Source organism: Pseudomonas sp. LS1212, assembly GCF_024741815.1.
GTDB lineage: Bacteria > Pseudomonadota > Gammaproteobacteria > Pseudomonadales > Pseudomonadaceae > Aquipseudomonas.
This window is the reverse complement of record NZ_CP102951.1, coordinates 2,666,685-2,682,711: the sequence shown is the minus strand read 5'-3', so window position 1 is coordinate 2,682,711 and position 16,027 is coordinate 2,666,685. Positions and strand designations below refer to the sequence as shown.

Annotated in this window: 14 protein-coding genes and 3 pseudogenes; 7 read left to right on the top strand and 10 right to left on the bottom strand. The window is 61.9% G+C overall.

What is annotated here, in order from left to right; translation table 11 throughout:
- Positions 1-3: 3 nt before the first annotated feature.
- The 6 genes from sufU to NVV94_RS12675 form a co-directional block, all read right to left on the bottom strand.
- On the bottom strand, positions 4-462 hold the full coding sequence (gene sufU, locus NVV94_RS12700; RefSeq protein WP_258447462.1) for a Fe-S cluster assembly sulfur transfer protein SufU: 459 nt from the start codon (positions 460-462) through the stop codon (positions 4-6).
- Positions 452-1,720, bottom strand: coding sequence for a cysteine desulfurase (locus tag NVV94_RS12695; protein ID WP_258447461.1), 1,269 nt, complete (start codon positions 1,718-1,720; stop codon positions 452-454). The genes sufU and NVV94_RS12695 overlap by 11 nt, the downstream gene beginning before the upstream one ends.
- Complete coding sequence (gene sufD, locus NVV94_RS12690) at positions 1,717-3,036, bottom strand: Fe-S cluster assembly protein SufD (RefSeq protein ID WP_258447460.1); 1,320 nt, start codon at positions 3,034-3,036, stop codon at positions 1,717-1,719. Before sufD ends, NVV94_RS12695 begins: the two co-directional genes overlap by 4 nt.
- Entirely contained in the window at positions 3,033-3,797 is a 765-nt protein-coding gene (sufC, locus tag NVV94_RS12685) for a Fe-S cluster assembly ATPase SufC (protein WP_258447459.1), read from the bottom strand. The genes sufD and sufC overlap by 4 nt, the downstream gene beginning before the upstream one ends.
- Before the next feature lie 15 nt (positions 3,798-3,812).
- Positions 3,813-5,261, bottom strand: a complete 1,449-nt coding sequence (sufB, locus tag NVV94_RS12680) for a Fe-S cluster assembly protein SufB (protein ID WP_258447458.1) — start codon at positions 5,259-5,261, stop codon at positions 3,813-3,815.
- Between the two features lie 173 nt (positions 5,262-5,434).
- A complete protein-coding gene (locus NVV94_RS12675; RefSeq protein WP_258447457.1) occupies positions 5,435-5,752 on the bottom strand; it encodes a Rieske 2Fe-2S domain-containing protein in 318 nt (105 codons plus the stop codon).
- Positions 5,753-6,009: 257 nt separating this feature from the next.
- Between NVV94_RS12675 and NVV94_RS12670 the strand changes: the two genes are divergently transcribed.
- Genes NVV94_RS12670 through NVV94_RS12655 form a run of 4 tightly spaced genes read left to right on the top strand, consistent with a single transcriptional unit; the run spans position 6,010 to position 11,563 of the window.
- Complete coding sequence (locus tag NVV94_RS12670; RefSeq protein WP_258447456.1) at positions 6,010-7,383, top strand: glutamine synthetase family protein; 1,374 nt, start codon at positions 6,010-6,012, stop codon at positions 7,381-7,383.
- 7 nt (positions 7,384-7,390) lie between these two features.
- Positions 7,391-8,782: an aldehyde dehydrogenase family protein gene (locus NVV94_RS12665; RefSeq protein ID WP_258447455.1), complete on the top strand. Its 1,392-nt coding sequence runs from the start codon at positions 7,391-7,393 to the stop codon at positions 8,780-8,782.
- Between the two features lie 3 nt (positions 8,783-8,785).
- Positions 8,786-9,946, top strand: coding sequence for an iron-containing alcohol dehydrogenase (locus tag NVV94_RS12660; RefSeq protein WP_258447454.1), 1,161 nt, complete (start codon positions 8,786-8,788; stop codon positions 9,944-9,946).
- A gap of 51 nt (positions 9,947-9,997) precedes the next feature.
- On the top strand, positions 9,998-11,563 hold the full coding sequence (locus NVV94_RS12655; RefSeq protein WP_258447453.1) for an amino acid permease: 1,566 nt from the start codon (positions 9,998-10,000) through the stop codon (positions 11,561-11,563).
- A gap of 101 nt (positions 11,564-11,664) precedes the next feature.
- Here the strand turns inward: NVV94_RS12655 and NVV94_RS12650 are convergent.
- Together NVV94_RS12650 and cycA are read right to left on the bottom strand one after the other, a co-directional pair.
- Positions 11,665-12,006 (bottom strand): annotated as a pseudogene (locus NVV94_RS12650) (TyrR/PhhR family helix-turn-helix DNA-binding protein); the annotation flags it as partial.
- Positions 12,007-12,362: 356 nt separating this feature from the next.
- Positions 12,363-13,787, bottom strand: coding sequence for a D-serine/D-alanine/glycine transporter (cycA, locus tag NVV94_RS12640; RefSeq protein WP_258447452.1), 1,425 nt, complete (start codon positions 13,785-13,787; stop codon positions 12,363-12,365).
- A gap of 398 nt (positions 13,788-14,185) precedes the next feature.
- On the opposite strand from cycA, the pseudogene NVV94_RS12635 reads away from it, so the two are divergent.
- Positions 14,186-14,386: pseudogene (locus NVV94_RS12635) on the top strand (transposase); the annotation flags it as partial.
- A 5-nt stretch (positions 14,387-14,391) separates the two neighbouring features.
- Here the strand turns inward: NVV94_RS12635 and NVV94_RS12630 are convergent.
- Positions 14,392-14,862, bottom strand: a complete 471-nt coding sequence (locus NVV94_RS12630; protein WP_258447451.1) for a YbhB/YbcL family Raf kinase inhibitor-like protein — start codon at positions 14,860-14,862, stop codon at positions 14,392-14,394.
- A 253-nt stretch (positions 14,863-15,115) separates the two neighbouring features.
- Positions 15,116-15,199: pseudogene (locus NVV94_RS12625) on the bottom strand (MFS transporter); the annotation flags it as partial.
- Between NVV94_RS12625 and NVV94_RS12620 the strand changes: the two are divergent.
- Both NVV94_RS12620 and NVV94_RS12615 read left to right on the top strand, forming a co-directional pair.
- Entirely contained in the window at positions 15,180-15,545 is a 366-nt protein-coding gene (locus NVV94_RS12620) for a transglutaminase-like cysteine peptidase (RefSeq protein ID WP_258447687.1), read from the top strand. The pseudogene NVV94_RS12625 and the gene NVV94_RS12620 overlap by 20 nt on opposite strands.
- Before the next feature lie 42 nt (positions 15,546-15,587).
- On the top strand, positions 15,588-16,016 hold the full coding sequence (locus NVV94_RS12615) for a DoxX family protein (protein WP_258447450.1): 429 nt from the start codon (positions 15,588-15,590) through the stop codon (positions 16,014-16,016).
- Positions 16,017-16,027 lie beyond the last annotated feature (11 nt).

The window sequence follows — 16,027 nt, the reverse complement described above, 5'->3', positions numbered from 1 at the left end:
GACCTACTCCGTGGTGACCTGTGAGTTGCCGCCTTCGAGGGCGCTGCGCAGCGTGTGCCAGGCCAGGGTCGCGCACTTGACCCGCACCGGGAACTCCCATACCCCCGAAAGCACCGCGAGCTTGCCGAGCTCCGCGGGCGTCACCCGGGCGCTTGGCCCCTCGGTGAGCAACGCATGCACACGGGCAAAGAGTGCCAGCGCCTCCTCCGTCTTCTTCCCCTTGACCGCCAGGGTCATCAAGGACGCCGAGGCCTGGGAAATGGCACAGCCGACACCCTGGAAGGCGATGTCTTCGATCAGGCCGTCCGCAAGCCTGACATAGACCCTGAGTTGGTCGCCGCACAGCGGATTGAAGCCCTCCGCCGTACGGGTAGCATCCTCGATCCGGCGGAAATTGCGCGGCCGCTTGCCGTGGTCGATGACCACATCCTGGTACAGGTCGCGCAGTTCATCAGCACTCACCGAACACCTCCCGAACCTTGGCCAGCCCGGCCACCAATGCATCGATATCCTGCTCGTTGCTGTAGCAGCCGAGCGAAGCGCGGGCCGTGGCGGCCACGCCGAAGCGGTTCATCAAGGGCTGTGCGCAGTGGTGCCCGGTGCGGATCGCGACGCCTTCGCGGTCCAGGATGGTCCCGATGTCATGCGGGTGGATACCTTCGAGCACGAACGAAAGTACGCCGACTTTCAGCGCAGCAGTGCCGATCAGCCTGAGGCCGGGCACCGTCGCCAGCGCCTTCTGTGCGTAGGCCAGCACCGCCTGCTCGTGGGCGGCGATGGCCTCTGGCCCCAGTTCGCCGAGGAAGTCGATCGCAGCGCCCAGGCCAATCGCGCCGACCATGTTCGGCGTTCCCGCTTCGAACCGGTACGGCGGTACGTTGTAGAGGGTCTTCTCGAAGCTGACCGAGAGGATCATGTCGCCGCCGCCCTGATAGGGCGGCATGGCCTCGAGCAGCTCGCGGCGGCCGTAGAGCACGCCGATGCCGGTAGGGCCGTACATCTTGTGGCCCGACAGGGCATAAAAGTCGCAGCCCAGCGCACGCACGTCGACCTTGAGGTGGGGCGCCGCCTGGGCGCCGTCGACCAGCACGCGCACGCCCCGGGCGTGAGCGAGTTCGACGATGCGCCGGATGGGGTTGATGGTGCCGAGTACATTGGAGACATGGGTGACGGCCAGCAGCCGGGTCCTGGGCCCGATCAGTCGTTCCAGCTCATCGAGCAGGAGTTCGCCAGCGTCGTTGATGGGGGCCACCCGCAACCGGGCGCCGGTCTGTTCGCAGAGCATCTGCCAGGGCACGATGTTGGAATGGTGCTCCATGGCGCTGATCAGGACTTCGTCACCCGCGCGCAGCCGGGTCTTGCCATAGGTTTGCGCCACAAGATTGACCGCTTCGGTGGTGCCGCGCACGAAAACGATCTCCTCGACGTGTTCGGCATTGAGGAAGCCCCTGACCTTGGCCCGGGCCTTCTCGTACTCCTCGGTGGCGCGCACCGAGAGGTAGTGCACGCCACGGTGCACGTTGGCGTTCTCCTGCAAGAAGAACCGCGACATGGCGTCGATGACCGCCTGCGGCTTCTGGCTGGTGGCGGCACTGTCGAGGTAAATCAGCGGTTTGCCATAGATCCGCTGCGCGAGGATCGGAAACATCTCGCGCACGCGCTCGACGTCGTAGCCTGGCGCAAGCCCGGGCTGTTTGGGAAGCGCTTGGAGGTCACTCATGCCGTCACCTCCTGGCCCTGCAACTGCACGGCGACCATTCGCTCCACACGGGCCCGCAACGGCTTCAGGTCGATGAGCGCCAGCATTTCGCTGATGAACGCATAGATCAGCAAAGACCGCGCCGCCTCCCGGGGAATCCCCCGCGAGCGCAGGTAGAAAATTGCCTGCTCATCCAGTTGGCCGACGGCGGCGCCGTGGGCGCACTTGACGTCATCGGCAAGGATTTCCAGCCGTGGCTGCGTGTTGGCCTGGGCCGAGGCCGACAACAAGAGGTTCTTGACTGTCTGGCTGGCGTCCGTCTTCATCGCACCCGGGCGCACGATGATCCGCCCGTCGAAGACCCCATGCCCGCGATCATCGATCACGCCTTTATAGAGTTCGCGGCTGGTGCAGCGCGGCGCCAGGTGCTCGATGGTCGTCTGGTTGTCCAGGTGTTGCTCGCCCCGGGGCAGGTACAGGCCGTTCAAGGCGACCTGGGCGCCGAGGCCCTCGAGCACGACCCGCACTTCCTGGCGTGCCAGGGCCGCACCGAGGGCCGACGAGTGTGCAGTAAAATGGCTGCCCTGGGCCTGGCGCACGCTGAGCAGCGCAACATGGAACGCCGCCGCGCTCTCGTTCTGTACCTTGTAATGCTCGAGCGTCGCGCCCGCATCGAGCACCACCTCGCTGACGGTATTGCTGAAGTAGACCTCGCCCTCGCTGCCGACGTGGCTTTCCACCAGGGTCGCGCGGCTCCCTGCCCCCAGCTGTACCAAAACGCGGGAATTCATCACCCGCGGCGTAGCGCCCGGGGCCGAGAGGAACGCCAGGTGAATCGGTGCTTCGACTGTCGTCTGGGCGGGTATCTGCACCAACGCACCGTCCTCGGCGAGGGCCGCATTGAGCGCCACAAAGGCCTGCGGCTGCGCACGGAAGGCATGCGCGAACAGGCCCTCGAGCGCCCCGCTGTCGGCGCACAACTGCGCCGCGAGATGGCTGACCAGGATGCCAGGAGGCAGCCCTTCGAGCGCCGAGAGCTCGGCGGCGAAATAGCCATTGACGAAGACCAGACGCGGGCCGCCATAGTCACCAACGAGCTGCTCGAGCCGGGCAACTGACAGCTGCTGGCTCGTGCCCTGCTCGGCCAGCTGGAAAGGGATTTCCAGAATGGGCGCGACGCGCGTGTACTTCCACGCCTCATCCCTGGTCGTGGGAAAGCCTTGCTCGGCCACCCATTGCAACGCCGCGTGACGCAACGCCTGCAGCCAGGCAGGATGCCGTGGGTCGACCCTGGGCTCGAGCCGAGTGAGGAACGCTGTGATCGGCGCGGTGTTCATGGCCTTGCACCCGGCACTGGCACGGCCTGCTCGAAGCTCGCATAGCCGTGTTTCTCGAGCTGGACGGCCAGATCCTTGTCGCCGGACTGCACGATCCGGCCGTTGGCCATGACGTGGACGCGGTCCGGGACGATGTAGTCGAGCAGTCGCTGATAATGGGTAATGATCAACAGTGCGCGATCCTTGCGCCGCAGCGCGTTGACGCCGGCAGCGACGATCCGCAGCGCGTCGATGTCGAGGCCCGAGTCGGTCTCGTCGAGAATGGCCAGCCTGGGCTCCAGAATTGCCATCTGGAAGATCTCGTTGCGTTTCTTCTCGCCACCCGAGAAGTCGACATTGACCGAACGGTTCATGAAGCTCTGGTCCATCTCGACCAGCGCCATGCGTTCCTTGGCGAGCTCGAGGAAATCCATGGCGTCGAGCTCTTCGAGCCCGCGCTGCTTGCGCACGGCGTTGAGGGCCGTACGCAGGAAGTAGAGGTTGCCCACGCCGGGGATCTCGACCGGGTACTGGAACGCGAGAAAGATGCCGGCGACCGCGCGCGCTTCCGGCGCCATGGCGAGCAGGTCCTGGCCGTCGTAGAGGACCTGGCCGCTGACCTCGTAGGTCTCGGCGCCCGCCAGCACTTGAGCGAGTGTGCTTTTGCCCGAGCCATTGGGCCCCATGATCGCATGCACTTCGCCGGCGTCGACGCGCAAGGTGATACCCCGCAGGATTTCACGGCCGTCGACGCTGGCGTGCAGATTCTTGATTTCGAGCATGCTCCACCCCGGGCGTCAGCCCACGCAGCCCTCCAGGCTCACACCCAGCAGTTTCTGGGCTTCCACCGCGAACTCCATCGGCAGTTCCTTGAGCACCTCGCGGCAGAAACCGTTGACGATCATTGGCACCGCGTCCTCCTCGCGGATGCCGCGCTGCCGGCAGTAGAAGAGTTGCTCGTCACTGATTTTCGACGTGGAGGCCTCGTGCTCGACCTGGGCGCTCGGGTTCTTCACGTCTATATAAGGGAAGGTGTGCGCGCCACACTGGCTGCCCAGCAGCAGGGAGTCGCACTGGGTATGGTTGCGGGCACCGGTCGCACCTTTCTGGATCCTCACTAGCCCGCGGTAGGTGTTCTGCCCATGCCCGGCGCTGATCCCCTTGGAGAGGATGGTGCTGCGGGTGTGCCGGCCGATGTGGATCATCTTGGTGCCCGTGTCCGCCTGCTGGTGGTTGGCCGTCAGGGCGACCGAGTAGAACTCGCCGACCGAATAGTCGCCCTGGAGAATCACCCCCGGATACTTCCAGGTGATGGCCGAGCCGGTTTCAACCTGGGTCCAGGAAATTTTCGAGTGCGCGCCGGCGCATTTACCGCGCTTGGTGACGAAGTTGAAGATGCCGCCACGCCCTTGAGCATCGCCCGGGTACCAGTTCTGCACCGTGGCGTACTTGATCTGGGCGCTATCGAGCGCGACCAGTTCGACCACCGCCGCGTGCAACTGGTTGTTGTCGCGCATCGGTGCGGTGCAGCCCTCGAGGTAACTGACATAAGCGCCCTCCTCGGCGACGATCAGCGTACGCTCGAACTGGCCGGTATCGGCGGCATTGATGCGGAAGTAGGTCGACAGCTCCATTGGGCAGCGCACGCCCTTGGGCACGTAGCAGAAGGAGCCGTCGGAAAACACCGCCGAGTTCAGTGTGGCGAAGAAGTTATCGCTGTAGGGGACGACCGAACCCAGGTATTTGCGTACCAGGTCCGGATGGTTCTGCACGGCTTCCGAGAAGGAGCAGAAGATCACGCCGACCTCGGCGAGCTTGTGCTTGAAGGTGGTTGTCACCGAGACCGAGTCGACCACCGCGTCCACCGCAACACCGGTCAGGCGCTCCTGTTCGGCGAGGGAGATGCCGAGTTTGCCGAACATTTCGCGCAGCTCGGGGTCGACCTCGTCGAGGCTCCTGGGCCCCGCGGTTTTCGGCTTGGGCGCCGAGTAATAGATGATGTCCTGGTAGTCGATCGGCGCGTAGTGGACATTCTGCCAGGTGGGCTCGCGCATCGTCAGCCAGTGGCGATAGGCCTTCAGGCGCCAGTCGAGCAGCCATTGCGGCTCGTTCTTCTTGGCCGAGATCAGGCTGATGACGTCTTCGTTGAGCCCGCGCGGTGCCGCGTCGCTCTCGAGGTCGGAGACGAAGCCATACTTGTACGCCCGGCTGCTGAGTTCGCGGACCTTGGCATTGTCAGTGCTCATCGTTGATTCCTCCTGCCTCAGGCAGGACGATTCGATCGTTTTTTAACTATACTCCTTCCCTCTATTTAGCAGGCATGTTCTTTGAAAAGTGTGGATATTCCATAATTTCAATACGTTAGACCTGTAGTTTCATCCACTTTCCAGATTTACGACTCAAGCCCGCCCACCGCCCATCACGCATCCGTCGATTCCCGCACCAGGATTTCGTCGCCATCGAGCCGAACCTCGAACCGCTCGACTTGATAAGCCGATTCGGTGAGGCATTCGCCGCTGATCACGTCGAACTCATAGGCATGCATGGGGCAAGTCACGACACTGCCGCAGAGCTCACCTTCTCCCAGCGGGCCGTCTTCGTGCGGGCAGGTATTGTGGATGGCGAAGTACTGGCCGTCGACATTGAACAGTGCGATGGGCGTCCCCCTCAGGTTCAGGGTCTTGCCGGTACCCGGCGCGATGTCGCCGATGCGGGCGACCTTGACGAACTCACTCATGACGTCACTCCAGGTGTGACCGACGCTTGCAGCAGAACGCCAGGCGTCTTGATTCAACAGCTAGACCCTCGCCTCTTGATTGTCAATCCAGGGCTTTGCGCGAATTGGGAACGAGGGAGAGGTTTCGAATCGCCGGGACTTGCGCATAGCGGTAGTAGGCTAAGCTTTTGGCAACTCATCGCTCACTCGTACAGGTGCTGCGCTTTTCTGAAGAGCGTATTGAGACAGCCCCAGACATTTCGTGCAGGACGGACGTGATGACCGAGCCTCTCCTCAGCTTCGAAGCACTCAAGCGCGCCGCTGCCGCCGGCGAGATCGACACCGTCCTGGCCTGCATGGTCGACATGCAGGGGCGACTGGTCGGCAAGCGCTTCCAGGTCGAGTTTTTCATCGACAGCGGCCATGAAGAAACCCACTGCTGCAACTACCTGCTGGCCGACGACATCGACATGGAGCCGGTGCCGGGTTACGCCGCTGCCAGTTGGAGCAAAGGCTATGGCGACTTCGTGCTCAAGCCCGACATGGCCACGCTGCGTCGCGTGCCTTGGCTCGAATGCACGGCGCTGGTGCTCTGCGACGTACTTGATCACCACCACAGGCGCGACCTGCCGCACAGCCCGCGGGCGATCCTGAAAAAGCAGATCGAGCGCCTGCGCGAGCGTGGCTACACCGGCATGTTCGCCTCCGAGCTGGAGTTCTATCTGTTCGACGAGAGCTACCAGACCATTCACGAGCGCAACTACCACAACCCGAAAACCGCCGGTCACTACATCGAGGACTACAACATCCTCCAGACCACCCGCGAGGAGCCGGTGCTGCGCGCGATCCGCAAACACCTGCAGGCATCGGGCATCCCCGTGGAAAACTCCAAGGGTGAATGGGGGCCTGGCCAGGAAGAGATCAACATCCGTTATGCCGACGCCCTGACCATGGCCGACCACCATGTCATCATCAAGCACGCCAGCAAGGAAATCGCGCAACTGCAGGGCAAGGCGGTCACCTTCATGGCCAAGTGGCGCTATGACCTGGCCGGTTCCAGCAGCCATATCCACAATTCGCTGTGGGACAAGAACGGCAAGAAGCCGCTGTTCTTCGACCCCAAGGCCGAGTTTGGCATGTCGAAGCTGATGCGCTCCTGGGTTGCCGGGCAGCTCAAATACGCCAACGACATCACCTGTTTTCTCGCGCCCTACATCAATTCGTACAAGCGTTTCCAGGCCGGTACTTTCGCGCCGACCCGGGCGGTGTGGAGCCGGGACAATCGCACTGCCGGCTTTCGCTTGTGCGCCGAAGGCAGCAAGGCCATCCGTATCGAATGCCGCATCGGCGGCGCTGACCTCAACCCCTACCTGGCCTTCGCCGCCTTGATCGCCGCGGGCCTGGCCGGCATCGACGAGAAGCTCAACCTCGCACCGCCCTTCGAAGGCGACGCCTACCTCGACGAGCATCTACCTGAAGTGTCGAAGACCTTGCGTGACGCCTGCAGCGCGCTGCGGGCCTCGACCATGTTGCGTGAGGCATTGGGCGATGAAGTGATCGACCACTACGTGCACACCGCCGAATGGGAGCAGAAAGAGTACGACCGGCGGATAACCGACTGGGAACTGCGGCGCGGCTTTGAGCGCTATTGAGTACGCCATGACAAACAACATTCAACTCATTTCACCGGTCGATGGCCGGGTCTACGCCGAACGCCGCTACGCCGATGCGGCGCAGATCGAGCAGGCGCTGGTGGCGGCCAGCACCGCCCAGGCGCAATGGAAGCGCCGGCCACTGAGCGAACGCGCCGCCTTGTGCAGCGCCGCCGTGGACGCGATGCTGGCGATGAAGGACGAAATCGTGCCGGAACTGGCCTGGCAGATTGGCCGCCCGGTACGCTATGGCGCCGGCGAGCTGCGCGGCTTCGAAGAACGCGCCCGGCACATGATCGCCATTGCGCCTGAAGCACTGGCGGCGGTCGAGCCCGCCCCTGTTGCGGGTTTTCGGCGCCAGATCAAACGCGAGCCGGTGGGTACGGTCCTGGTCGTCGCGCCATGGAATTACCCCTACCTGACCGCGGTGAACTCGATCATCCCGGCGCTGATGGCCGGCAATAGCGTCATCCTCAAGCACGCCTCGCAAACCCTGCTGGTGGGCGAGCGCTTCGCCGAGGCGATGCGCCGGGCCAACCTGCCCGCAGGGCTGTTCCACAACCTGCTGCTCGATCATCGGCAGACAACAGCCATTATCACTTCAGGGCGTGTGCAGCAGGTGAATTTCACCGGCTCCGTACAGGCCGGCACGGTCATGGAGGCCGCCGCCATGGGGCGTTTCCTCGGCATTGGCCTGGAACTGGGCGGTAAGGATCCGGGCTATGTGCGGGCCGACGCCAACCTTGCGCATGCCGTGGAAAACCTGGTGGACGGCAGCTTCTTCAACTCAGGGCAAAGTTGCTGCGCCATCGAGCGCATCTATGTGGACAGGAAAATCTACCCGGCCTTTGTCGAGCGCTTTGTCGACCTGACCCGCCAATACGTGCTGGGCAACCCGTTGGACGAGGCCACCACCCTCGGCCCGCTGGTCTCGCCGGACGCCGCCGAGTTCGTCCGTGGGCAGATCGCCGATGCCATGGTGCACGGCGCCAGGGCCTTGATCGATACCAAGGCGTTCGCTGCCAACGCGCCTGGCAGCGCCTACCTTGCGCCGCAGGTACTGGTTGACGTCACCCATGACATGGCGTTGATGCGCGAAGAAAGTTTCGGCCCGGTAGTGGGCATCATGCCGGTCAGCGGCGACGACGAAGCCATCGCCTTGATGAACGACAGTGCGTTCGGGCTCAGCGCATCCATCTGGACGCAGGATCTGGCCGCCGCCGAACGCATCGGCGACGAGATCGCCACCGGTACCGTATTCATGAACCGCTGCGATTACCTGGACCCGGCCCTGGCCTGGACCGGGGTGAAGAACAGCGGGCGCGGCGTAACCCTGTCGCGCATTGGCTACGAACACCTGACCCGAGCCAAGTCCTTCCATCTGCGCCACGAGATCTAGCCCATGAGCCTGACTGGAAACTGGAACTACCCCACGAGCATCCGCTTCGGTGTCGGCCGCATCGCCGAACTGGCCGATACCTGCCGCAGCCAAGGTATCCAGCGCCCCTTGCTGGTCACCGACAGTGGCCTGGCGCGCGCCCCGATCACCACGGCGGCGCTGGACGCCCTGCGTGGCGCGGGCCTGGGCGTTGCGCTGTTTTGCGACCTCAAGCCCAACCCGGTCGAAGCCAACCTGGCCGGCGGGCTCGACGCCTGGCGCGCAGGGAAACACGATGGCGTGGTCGCCTTCGGCGGTGGCAGCGGCCTGGACATGGGCAAGCTCATCGCCTTCATGAGCGGCCAGACCCGCCCCGTCTGGGATTTCGAAGACATCGGCGACTACTGGACACGCGCCGACGAAAGCCGTATCGCCCCGGTCATCGCGGTACCGACCACCGCCGGTACCGGTTCGGAGGTGGGCCGTGCGGCGGTGATCATCGACGAGCGTACGCATACCAAACGCATCATCTTCCACCCGAAAATGATGCCGCGCGTGGTCATCAGCGACCCGGCCCTCACGGTCGGCATGCCGGCCAAGGTCACCGCCGGCACGGGCATGGATGCGTTTGCCCATTGCCTGGAGTCGTACTGCGCCCCCGGCTTTCATCCCATGGCCGACGGCATCGCGGTGGAAGGCATGCGCCTGGTGGCCAACGCCCTGGTACGGGCAGTGCTGACACCCTCGGACCTTGAGGCTCGCGGGCAAATGCTGGCCGCCGCTGCCATGGGCGCCACCGCATTCCAGAAAGGCCTGGGCGGCATGCACGCGCTCGCGCACCCGATAGGCGCCCTGTACGACACTCATCACGGCATGACCAATGCCACCCTGATGCCCTATGTGCTGCAGTTCAATCGCCCGGCCATCGAGGAACGCATTACGCGCCTGGCGGCTTATCTGCGCTTGCCAAGCCCGGGCTTCGACAGCTTCCTGGCCTTCGTCCTCAAATTGCGCAAGGACATTGGCGTGCCGCATACGCTGGCCAATCTGGGGGTGGATGATCGACAGGCCGACTTGATCGCGGACATGGCGATTGTCGACCCCTCCGCAGGCGGCAACCCGCTGCCATTGACACGGGACGACGCTGCGAAGATTTTCGCGGCGGCTTACCAGGGCCGGATTTAGAGCAGTCAGCCCGCTCGGCAATGTACCTAAACCTACCAAGGGGCAGACATCATGGATCCAGTAAGCCAACCCGGCGTCGATGCGCCGCACGACGATGACGTCAAGTTGTTGCACAGCATGGGCTATGCCCAGCAACTGTCGCGCCGAATGGGCGTGTTCTCCAACTTCGCCATTTCCTTTTCGATCATCTGCATCCTCTCCGGTGGCATCAACTCGCTGGCCCAGGGCACCTCGGGTGCGGGCGGTGCGGCCATCGGCATCGGCTGGCCGCTCGGTTGCCTGATCTCCGGGGTTTTCGCCATGGCCATGTCCCAGATTTCCTCGGCCTACCCCACCGCCGGCGGCCTCTATCACTGGGGCTCGATTCTCGGCAATCGCTTCACCGGCTGGCTGACGGCCTGGTTCAACCTGCTGGGGCTGGTGACGGTGCTCGGCGCGATCAACGTCGGTACCTATTACTTCTTTTACGGCGCCTTCGGCCCGGCGCTGGGAATGGAGGACACAACCACCACACGGGTCATTTTCCTGGCGATCCTGACGGGCCTTCAGGCCTTGTGCAATCACTTCGGTATCGGCCTGACCGCAAAGCTCACCGACTTCTCGGGCTATCTGATCTTCGCCACCGCGTTCACGCTGACCATCGTCTGCCTGCTTGCAGCACCCAGCTATGACTTCGCCCGCCTGGTGACCTTCGGCAACTACTCCGGCGAAGCCGGCGGCAACGTCTGGCCAGAAGTCTCCAATGGCTGGATCTTCATGCTCGGCCTGCTCTTGCCGATCTACACCATCACCGGCTATGACGCCTCCGCACATACCTCCGAGGAGACCCGCCAGGCAGCCTGGTCGGTGCCGCTGGGCATGGTCATGTCGGTAGTCTGGTCGTTGCTGTTCGGCTGGCTTATGCTCAGCGCATTCGTCCTGATGCTACCGAGCCTGGACGAGGCCGCGAAACAGGGTTGGAACGTGTTCTTCTGGGCGATGGATACCCAGGTTAACCCCGCCATCAAGATGGCGCTTTACCTGGCGATTTTCATTTCGCAGGTGCTCTGCGGGCTGGCGACCGTGACCTCGGTCTCGCGCATGATTTTCGCCTTCTCGCGTGACGGCGGCCTGCCCTTCTCCAAGGCGCTGGCCAGGGTCTCGCCGACCCATCGCAGCCCGGTGGCGGCGATCTGGACCGGTGCCACGCTGGCGGTATTGTTTGTCTGGGGATCTTCCGTGATATCGATCGGTGAAACGCCGGTCTACACCATCGTGGTCTCCTGTACGGTGATCTTCCTGTTCTTCTCCTTCATCATTCCCATCGTGCTGGGCCTGTTTACCTTCGGGACCTCGAAGTGGCCAACCATGGGCCCGTGGAACATGGGGCGCGGGTTGTATTCGTTGTTCGCCATCCTCTCGATCATTTCCATGGTGCTGATCTTCGTCATCGGCATCCAGCCGCCGAACGATTGGGCGCTGTACATCACCATCGGTTTTCTGATCCTGACAGCGATCGTCTGGTTCGCCTTCGAAGCCCGGCGCTTCCAGGGCCCGCCCGTGGGCGACATGATCAGCAAGCGACAGGCAGATATCGCAGCGGCTGAAGAGGCGTTGAATAAACAGGCTGGACGCTAATCGGCACAGCCTGTAGAAGCTGCCGGGGGCTGCTGCCGGCCGGGCTTGACTGCGAAGCTAATGAATTCGCCCCCATAGAAAATCGGCTCCAAATAGGAGCCCTACCGGGATATCCCGTACTTCCTGAGTCGCTGCCCGATCGCCGTATGGGAGGTATTCAGCCGGGCCGCCAGCTGGCGGGTGGACGGATAGGCGGCGTAGAGACGTTGCAGCAGGTCCTTCTCGAAGCCCTGTACTGCCTCTTCCAGGCTGGTGGCTTCCATGGGGTCGGCCTGCTGGGTGTTGAGGGCAGTGCCGGCCAGTTCCAGGCTGTCGCAGTCGATCAGTTCGCCTTCGCTGATGGCGGCGGCACGGAAGATCACGTTCTGCAGCTGGCGCACATTGCCCGACCAGCGATTGCCCAGCAGTAGCCGATGGATGGCCGGAGCCAGTCGACAGGGCGTGGTGGAGTTCGTCCAGCACCGCCTGGGACAGGGTCGGGGGGCATCGATGTAGACATTCGGCGGGATCATCTCCACCGCGTCCAGGTTGAGGTTGCGCGCGCCCAGCAGCGCCAGGATTTCCTGGGTGACGCCGACGCGGTCGATGAAGGTGACGTGTATTCGCATGGCGAGCCCTGAGTGTCGTTAAGCCTTGGACGCTGCGGTTCGTGCGCCTTGCATCAGGTCGAGATCGCCATTGCCGAACCGGGATCCCATGAAATCAGTAGAGCCCTCTTCAGCAGCCCCCAGTCAAGAAACGACTTGGGAGACGGCACTTCCTGTGCCGCCCCCTGGCAGAAACAATGCCGTGAAAGCGACTATTGATCCGCTTTGTAGGACAGGTGCGCGACCTCCGCCTTGTTTCGGCGAATGGATCGATAGGACAGGCCCAGCACCACAAACCAGACAGGCACGAAGAACAGCGCTTTGCGGGTGTCTTCTTCCAGGGCCAGCAGTGCAACTATGAAGGCGAAGAAGGTCAGGCAGATCCAGACCATGACTATTCCACCCGGCATCTTGTAGCTCGATGCACGATGCAGGCCATCGCACTTTTTGCGATACGCCAGGTAGGACAGCAGGATCATCGACCAGACAAACATGAACAGGATTGCCGAGACTGTGGTGATCAGGGTGAACGCATCCATCAGGTTCGGGACCAGGTAGATCACCAGCGCACCCAACAACAGGCAGGCACAGGAAAAGATCAGTCCGTTGGAGGGCACTGCGCGTTTGGAAAGAGCCTTGAACTTGCTCGGTGCATCGCCATCCAGCGCCAGGCCGTAAAGCATGCGGCTGGTTGAAAAGACACCGCTGTTGGCCGAAGAAGCCGCGGAAGTCAGCACCACGAAGTTGATGATTCCCGCGGCTGCCGGCAGGCCGGCCAGCACGAAGAGTTCGACGAAGGGGCTTTTATCGGCAACGACTTCGCGCCAAGGGGTAACGGCCAGGATGGCAATCAGCGCGAACACATAGAACACGATGATGCGCAGAGGAATTGAATTGATCGCCCGCGGAAGATTGCGCTCCGGATCCCTGGTTTCTGCAGCGGTAGTGCCCACCAGTTCAATTCCGGCGAAGGCAAAGACAGCGATTTGGAAGCCGGCGAAGAATCCCATCACGCCATGGGGGAACATCCCTCCGTCATTCCACAGGTTGGTCAGGGACGCGTAATTGCCGGCAGGCGACTGGTAAGCCGTGACTACCATGTAGAGCCCGGTGCAGACCAGGGCGCAAATGGCCACGATCTTGATCATGGCGAACCAGAACTCCAATTCACCGAACATCTTCACGGTAATCAGATTCAGCGACAGCAACAGGCCAACGCAGCCAAGTGCCGGTAACCATTGAGGGATATCCGGGAACCAGAAATGTGAATAGCCGGATATGGCAATTACGTCGGCAATGCCGGTGACTATCCAGCAGAACCAGTAGGTCCATCCGGTGAAGAACCCGGCCTTGGGTCCCAGGAGATCGGCCGAGAAATCAATGAATGATTTGTACTTGAGGTTGGATAGCAGCAGTTCGCCCATGGCCCGCATGACGAAGAAAAGCATGAAGCCAATAATCATGTAGACGAAGATGATCGAGGGGCCCGCCAGGCTGATGGTCTTGCCCGACCCCATGAACAGGCCGGTGCCGATTGCGCCGCCGATGGCGATCAGTTGGATATGGCGATTGGACAGATTACGCTTGAGTTCATGTTCTTCCCTATCAGGCCGGTGACCAAGAGTCGAATGTTCCATTGTTCTTTTACCTTGCAAGTGGAATTGTTTTTATAAGGTTCACAAGTTCAAGCACAAAGCGCCTTCCGGCCATATCGGGAGCCTTTCGATATCTGGGTTCAAGTTCGAACCAATACGTGTTGTTTCCATGATTCCTCCTCTTCTTGTTCGTGGTCCTGAAACCAAACAAACAACTTGCTTATCGGTCCGGACAGAGGAGTAGGAGCAAGTTATATGCCAGACCCGGAAATACCGCTAAAGCGCCTGTGTTTATGCGCAGTCGTGCTTTCCAGACGGAATGAACTCGCTCCAGCAAAATGGATTCCTGGGGGGGCTCAACAAGACGCAGGCACCGTAAACCCTGCCTCCGGCTCCAATGGAGCGATATCACTACATTGGAACGCAATCGAACCGTCAGCTCGACCTTGGCGCAATGGGTTGGCGTCTGTGGTGTGCAACTGCAATCTTTGGTGGGGGTATCGCACGAAGCTGTCCTTGAGTTCAGCCCAAGCCGTGCCGGCGAGCATGCCAGAAACTTCCTGCACGGCTGGGGCGGCAAGCTGGTCTGCGACGACTTCGCTGGCTACAAGGCGAGCTTCGACGTGGGCATTAAAGAAATTAATCCTCACCTCGTTTTACGATAGGTACCGATCAGCTCGGCCTGTGCCAGGACATGGCTGCGCATTGCGCTTTCGAGTTGGGCCTTGGTGGGCTGCTTCAGGTCCGGCAAGACGGTGTCCAGCGCGTAGAGCTTGTGAAAATACCGGTGGGTGCCGATAGGCGGACAAGGTCCACCGTAGCCGGTTTTCTGCCAGTCGTTGAGCCCCTGTAGCGTGCCGGGTGGCAGCGTGTGCAGGTCTTCGGGCAGCTCAGTCGTTCCCACGGGCAAGTTATAGAGCACCCAATGGACCCAGGTCATCCTGGGGGCAGCGGGGTCCGGCGCGTCCGGGTCGTCCACGATCAGCGCCAGACTCTTGGTGCCTGACGGCACACCGCTCCAGCTCAACGGCGGAGAAACATCCTTGCCTTCACAGCTGTAGCGCGCCGGTATCGGACCTTGGGCATGAAAAGCGGGAGAATCGAGCACCAGTGGCATGGCCGTTACCTCCTTTTGAAGTGAGTTTGACAACAGACTTGATGCCGATAACACACTATAGCCGCGCCGCGGCAGCCACCAGAGAAACACCGATAAATGAAGGACACAAAAAACAGCCGAAGCCCCTGAAGGCTTCGGCCATTTTCAAACGCCTGCCTGGAGACGCTGATTTCAAGCGCCAGGTGTTACTCGCAACCTCGCCTGCCTGGCCCTGATGCACCCGCTGTTGATCCTTGGGCGCGCGCAACGTCCATGACACCAGCCCCCAGGTGATCATGACCCGACTCAACCAGGCTCGGGCGCCGACCCGGTGCAACATGAGGTTGCTGGGGACTTCGTCATCAGTGCCGCCTTCCGACGTGTGGGAGCAAACCGACTACTGGGCCTCGCCGTTGGAAACCCTCGAACAGGGCGCTGGCGACTGCGAGGATTTTGCCCTCGCCAAGTACTTCACCCTGCAACTGCTCGGCATTTCCGAGAGCAATCTGCGTCTCGTTTACACGACACTCGCCTCAACAAAACAGGCCCATATGGTGCTGGGCTTCTGGTCGGATACCGGCGCGGAACCCGTGCTGTTGGACAATCTCAACTTGGCCTCAGGCCGAAAGTTACCCTGTCTTTCAGGGGGTTGTTCACTCGCTTCGTACTACACTTCTAACTCATCTATGTGCCCTCGCATTTAAGCGTCGGCTTTCGACGCTCAATCTCGTTCAGGAGATCAGCCTATGTCCGCCCTCCTTTCCCAGCTCAATGTGCTTTGGGCCCCGCGCCTGCTCAGTGTGCTGCGGATCGTTACCGCCTTCCTCTTCCTCCAGCATGGCACCGCCAAGTTGCTTGGTTTCCCCCATGTCGCCTTCTTCGATGAATTGAACCTGTTTTCCCTGATTGGCTTCGCCGGCGCACTCGAGTTGGTCGGTGGGCTATTGTTGCTGTTCGGCCTGCTCACGCGACCTGCGGCTTTTATCCTGTCAGGTGAAATGGCTTTCGCCTATTTTATCGGGCATGCTCCCAAAGGGTTGTTTCCAATCCTGAATAACGGCGAACCGGCCATCCTGTTCTGCTTCATCTTTCTATACTTGGTCGCAGCCGGTGGCGGTGCCTGGAGCCTTGACCGCATGCTGTGCCGCGGCAAACCAGGTTGCGATTGGGCATAAGTGCGTTAGCC

Excerpts from the sequence above, each read along its gene's own strand:
- NVV94_RS12695 (WP_258447461.1), bottom strand. The coding sequence starts at position 1,720 with ATGAGTGACCTCCAAGCGCTTCCCAAACAGCCCGGGCTTGCGCCAGGC.
- sufD (WP_258447460.1), bottom strand. The coding sequence starts at position 3,036 with ATGAACACCGCGCCGATCACAGCGTTCCTCACTCGGCTCGAGCCCAGG.
- sufC (WP_258447459.1), bottom strand. The coding sequence starts at position 3,797 with ATGCTCGAAATCAAGAATCTGCACGCCAGCGTCGACGGCCGTGAAATC.
- sufB (WP_258447458.1), bottom strand. The coding sequence starts at position 5,261 with ATGAGCACTGACAATGCCAAGGTCCGCGAACTCAGCAGCCGGGCGTAC.
- NVV94_RS12675 (WP_258447457.1), bottom strand. The coding sequence starts at position 5,752 with ATGAGTGAGTTCGTCAAGGTCGCCCGCATCGGCGACATCGCGCCGGGT.
- NVV94_RS12670 (WP_258447456.1), top strand. The coding sequence starts at position 6,010 with ATGACCGAGCCTCTCCTCAGCTTCGAAGCACTCAAGCGCGCCGCTGCC.
- NVV94_RS12665 (WP_258447455.1), top strand. The coding sequence starts at position 7,391 with ATGACAAACAACATTCAACTCATTTCACCGGTCGATGGCCGGGTCTAC.
- NVV94_RS12660 (WP_258447454.1), top strand. The coding sequence starts at position 8,786 with ATGAGCCTGACTGGAAACTGGAACTACCCCACGAGCATCCGCTTCGGT.
- NVV94_RS12655 (WP_258447453.1), top strand. The coding sequence starts at position 9,998 with ATGGATCCAGTAAGCCAACCCGGCGTCGATGCGCCGCACGACGATGAC.
- cycA (WP_258447452.1), bottom strand. The coding sequence starts at position 13,787 with ATGGAACATTCGACTCTTGGTCACCGGCCTGATAGGGAAGAACATGAA.
- NVV94_RS12630 (WP_258447451.1), bottom strand. The coding sequence starts at position 14,862 with ATGCCACTGGTGCTCGATTCTCCCGCTTTTCATGCCCAAGGTCCGATA.
- NVV94_RS12620 (WP_258447687.1), top strand. The coding sequence starts at position 15,180 with ATGAGGTTGCTGGGGACTTCGTCATCAGTGCCGCCTTCCGACGTGTGG.
- NVV94_RS12615 (WP_258447450.1), top strand. The coding sequence starts at position 15,588 with ATGTCCGCCCTCCTTTCCCAGCTCAATGTGCTTTGGGCCCCGCGCCTG.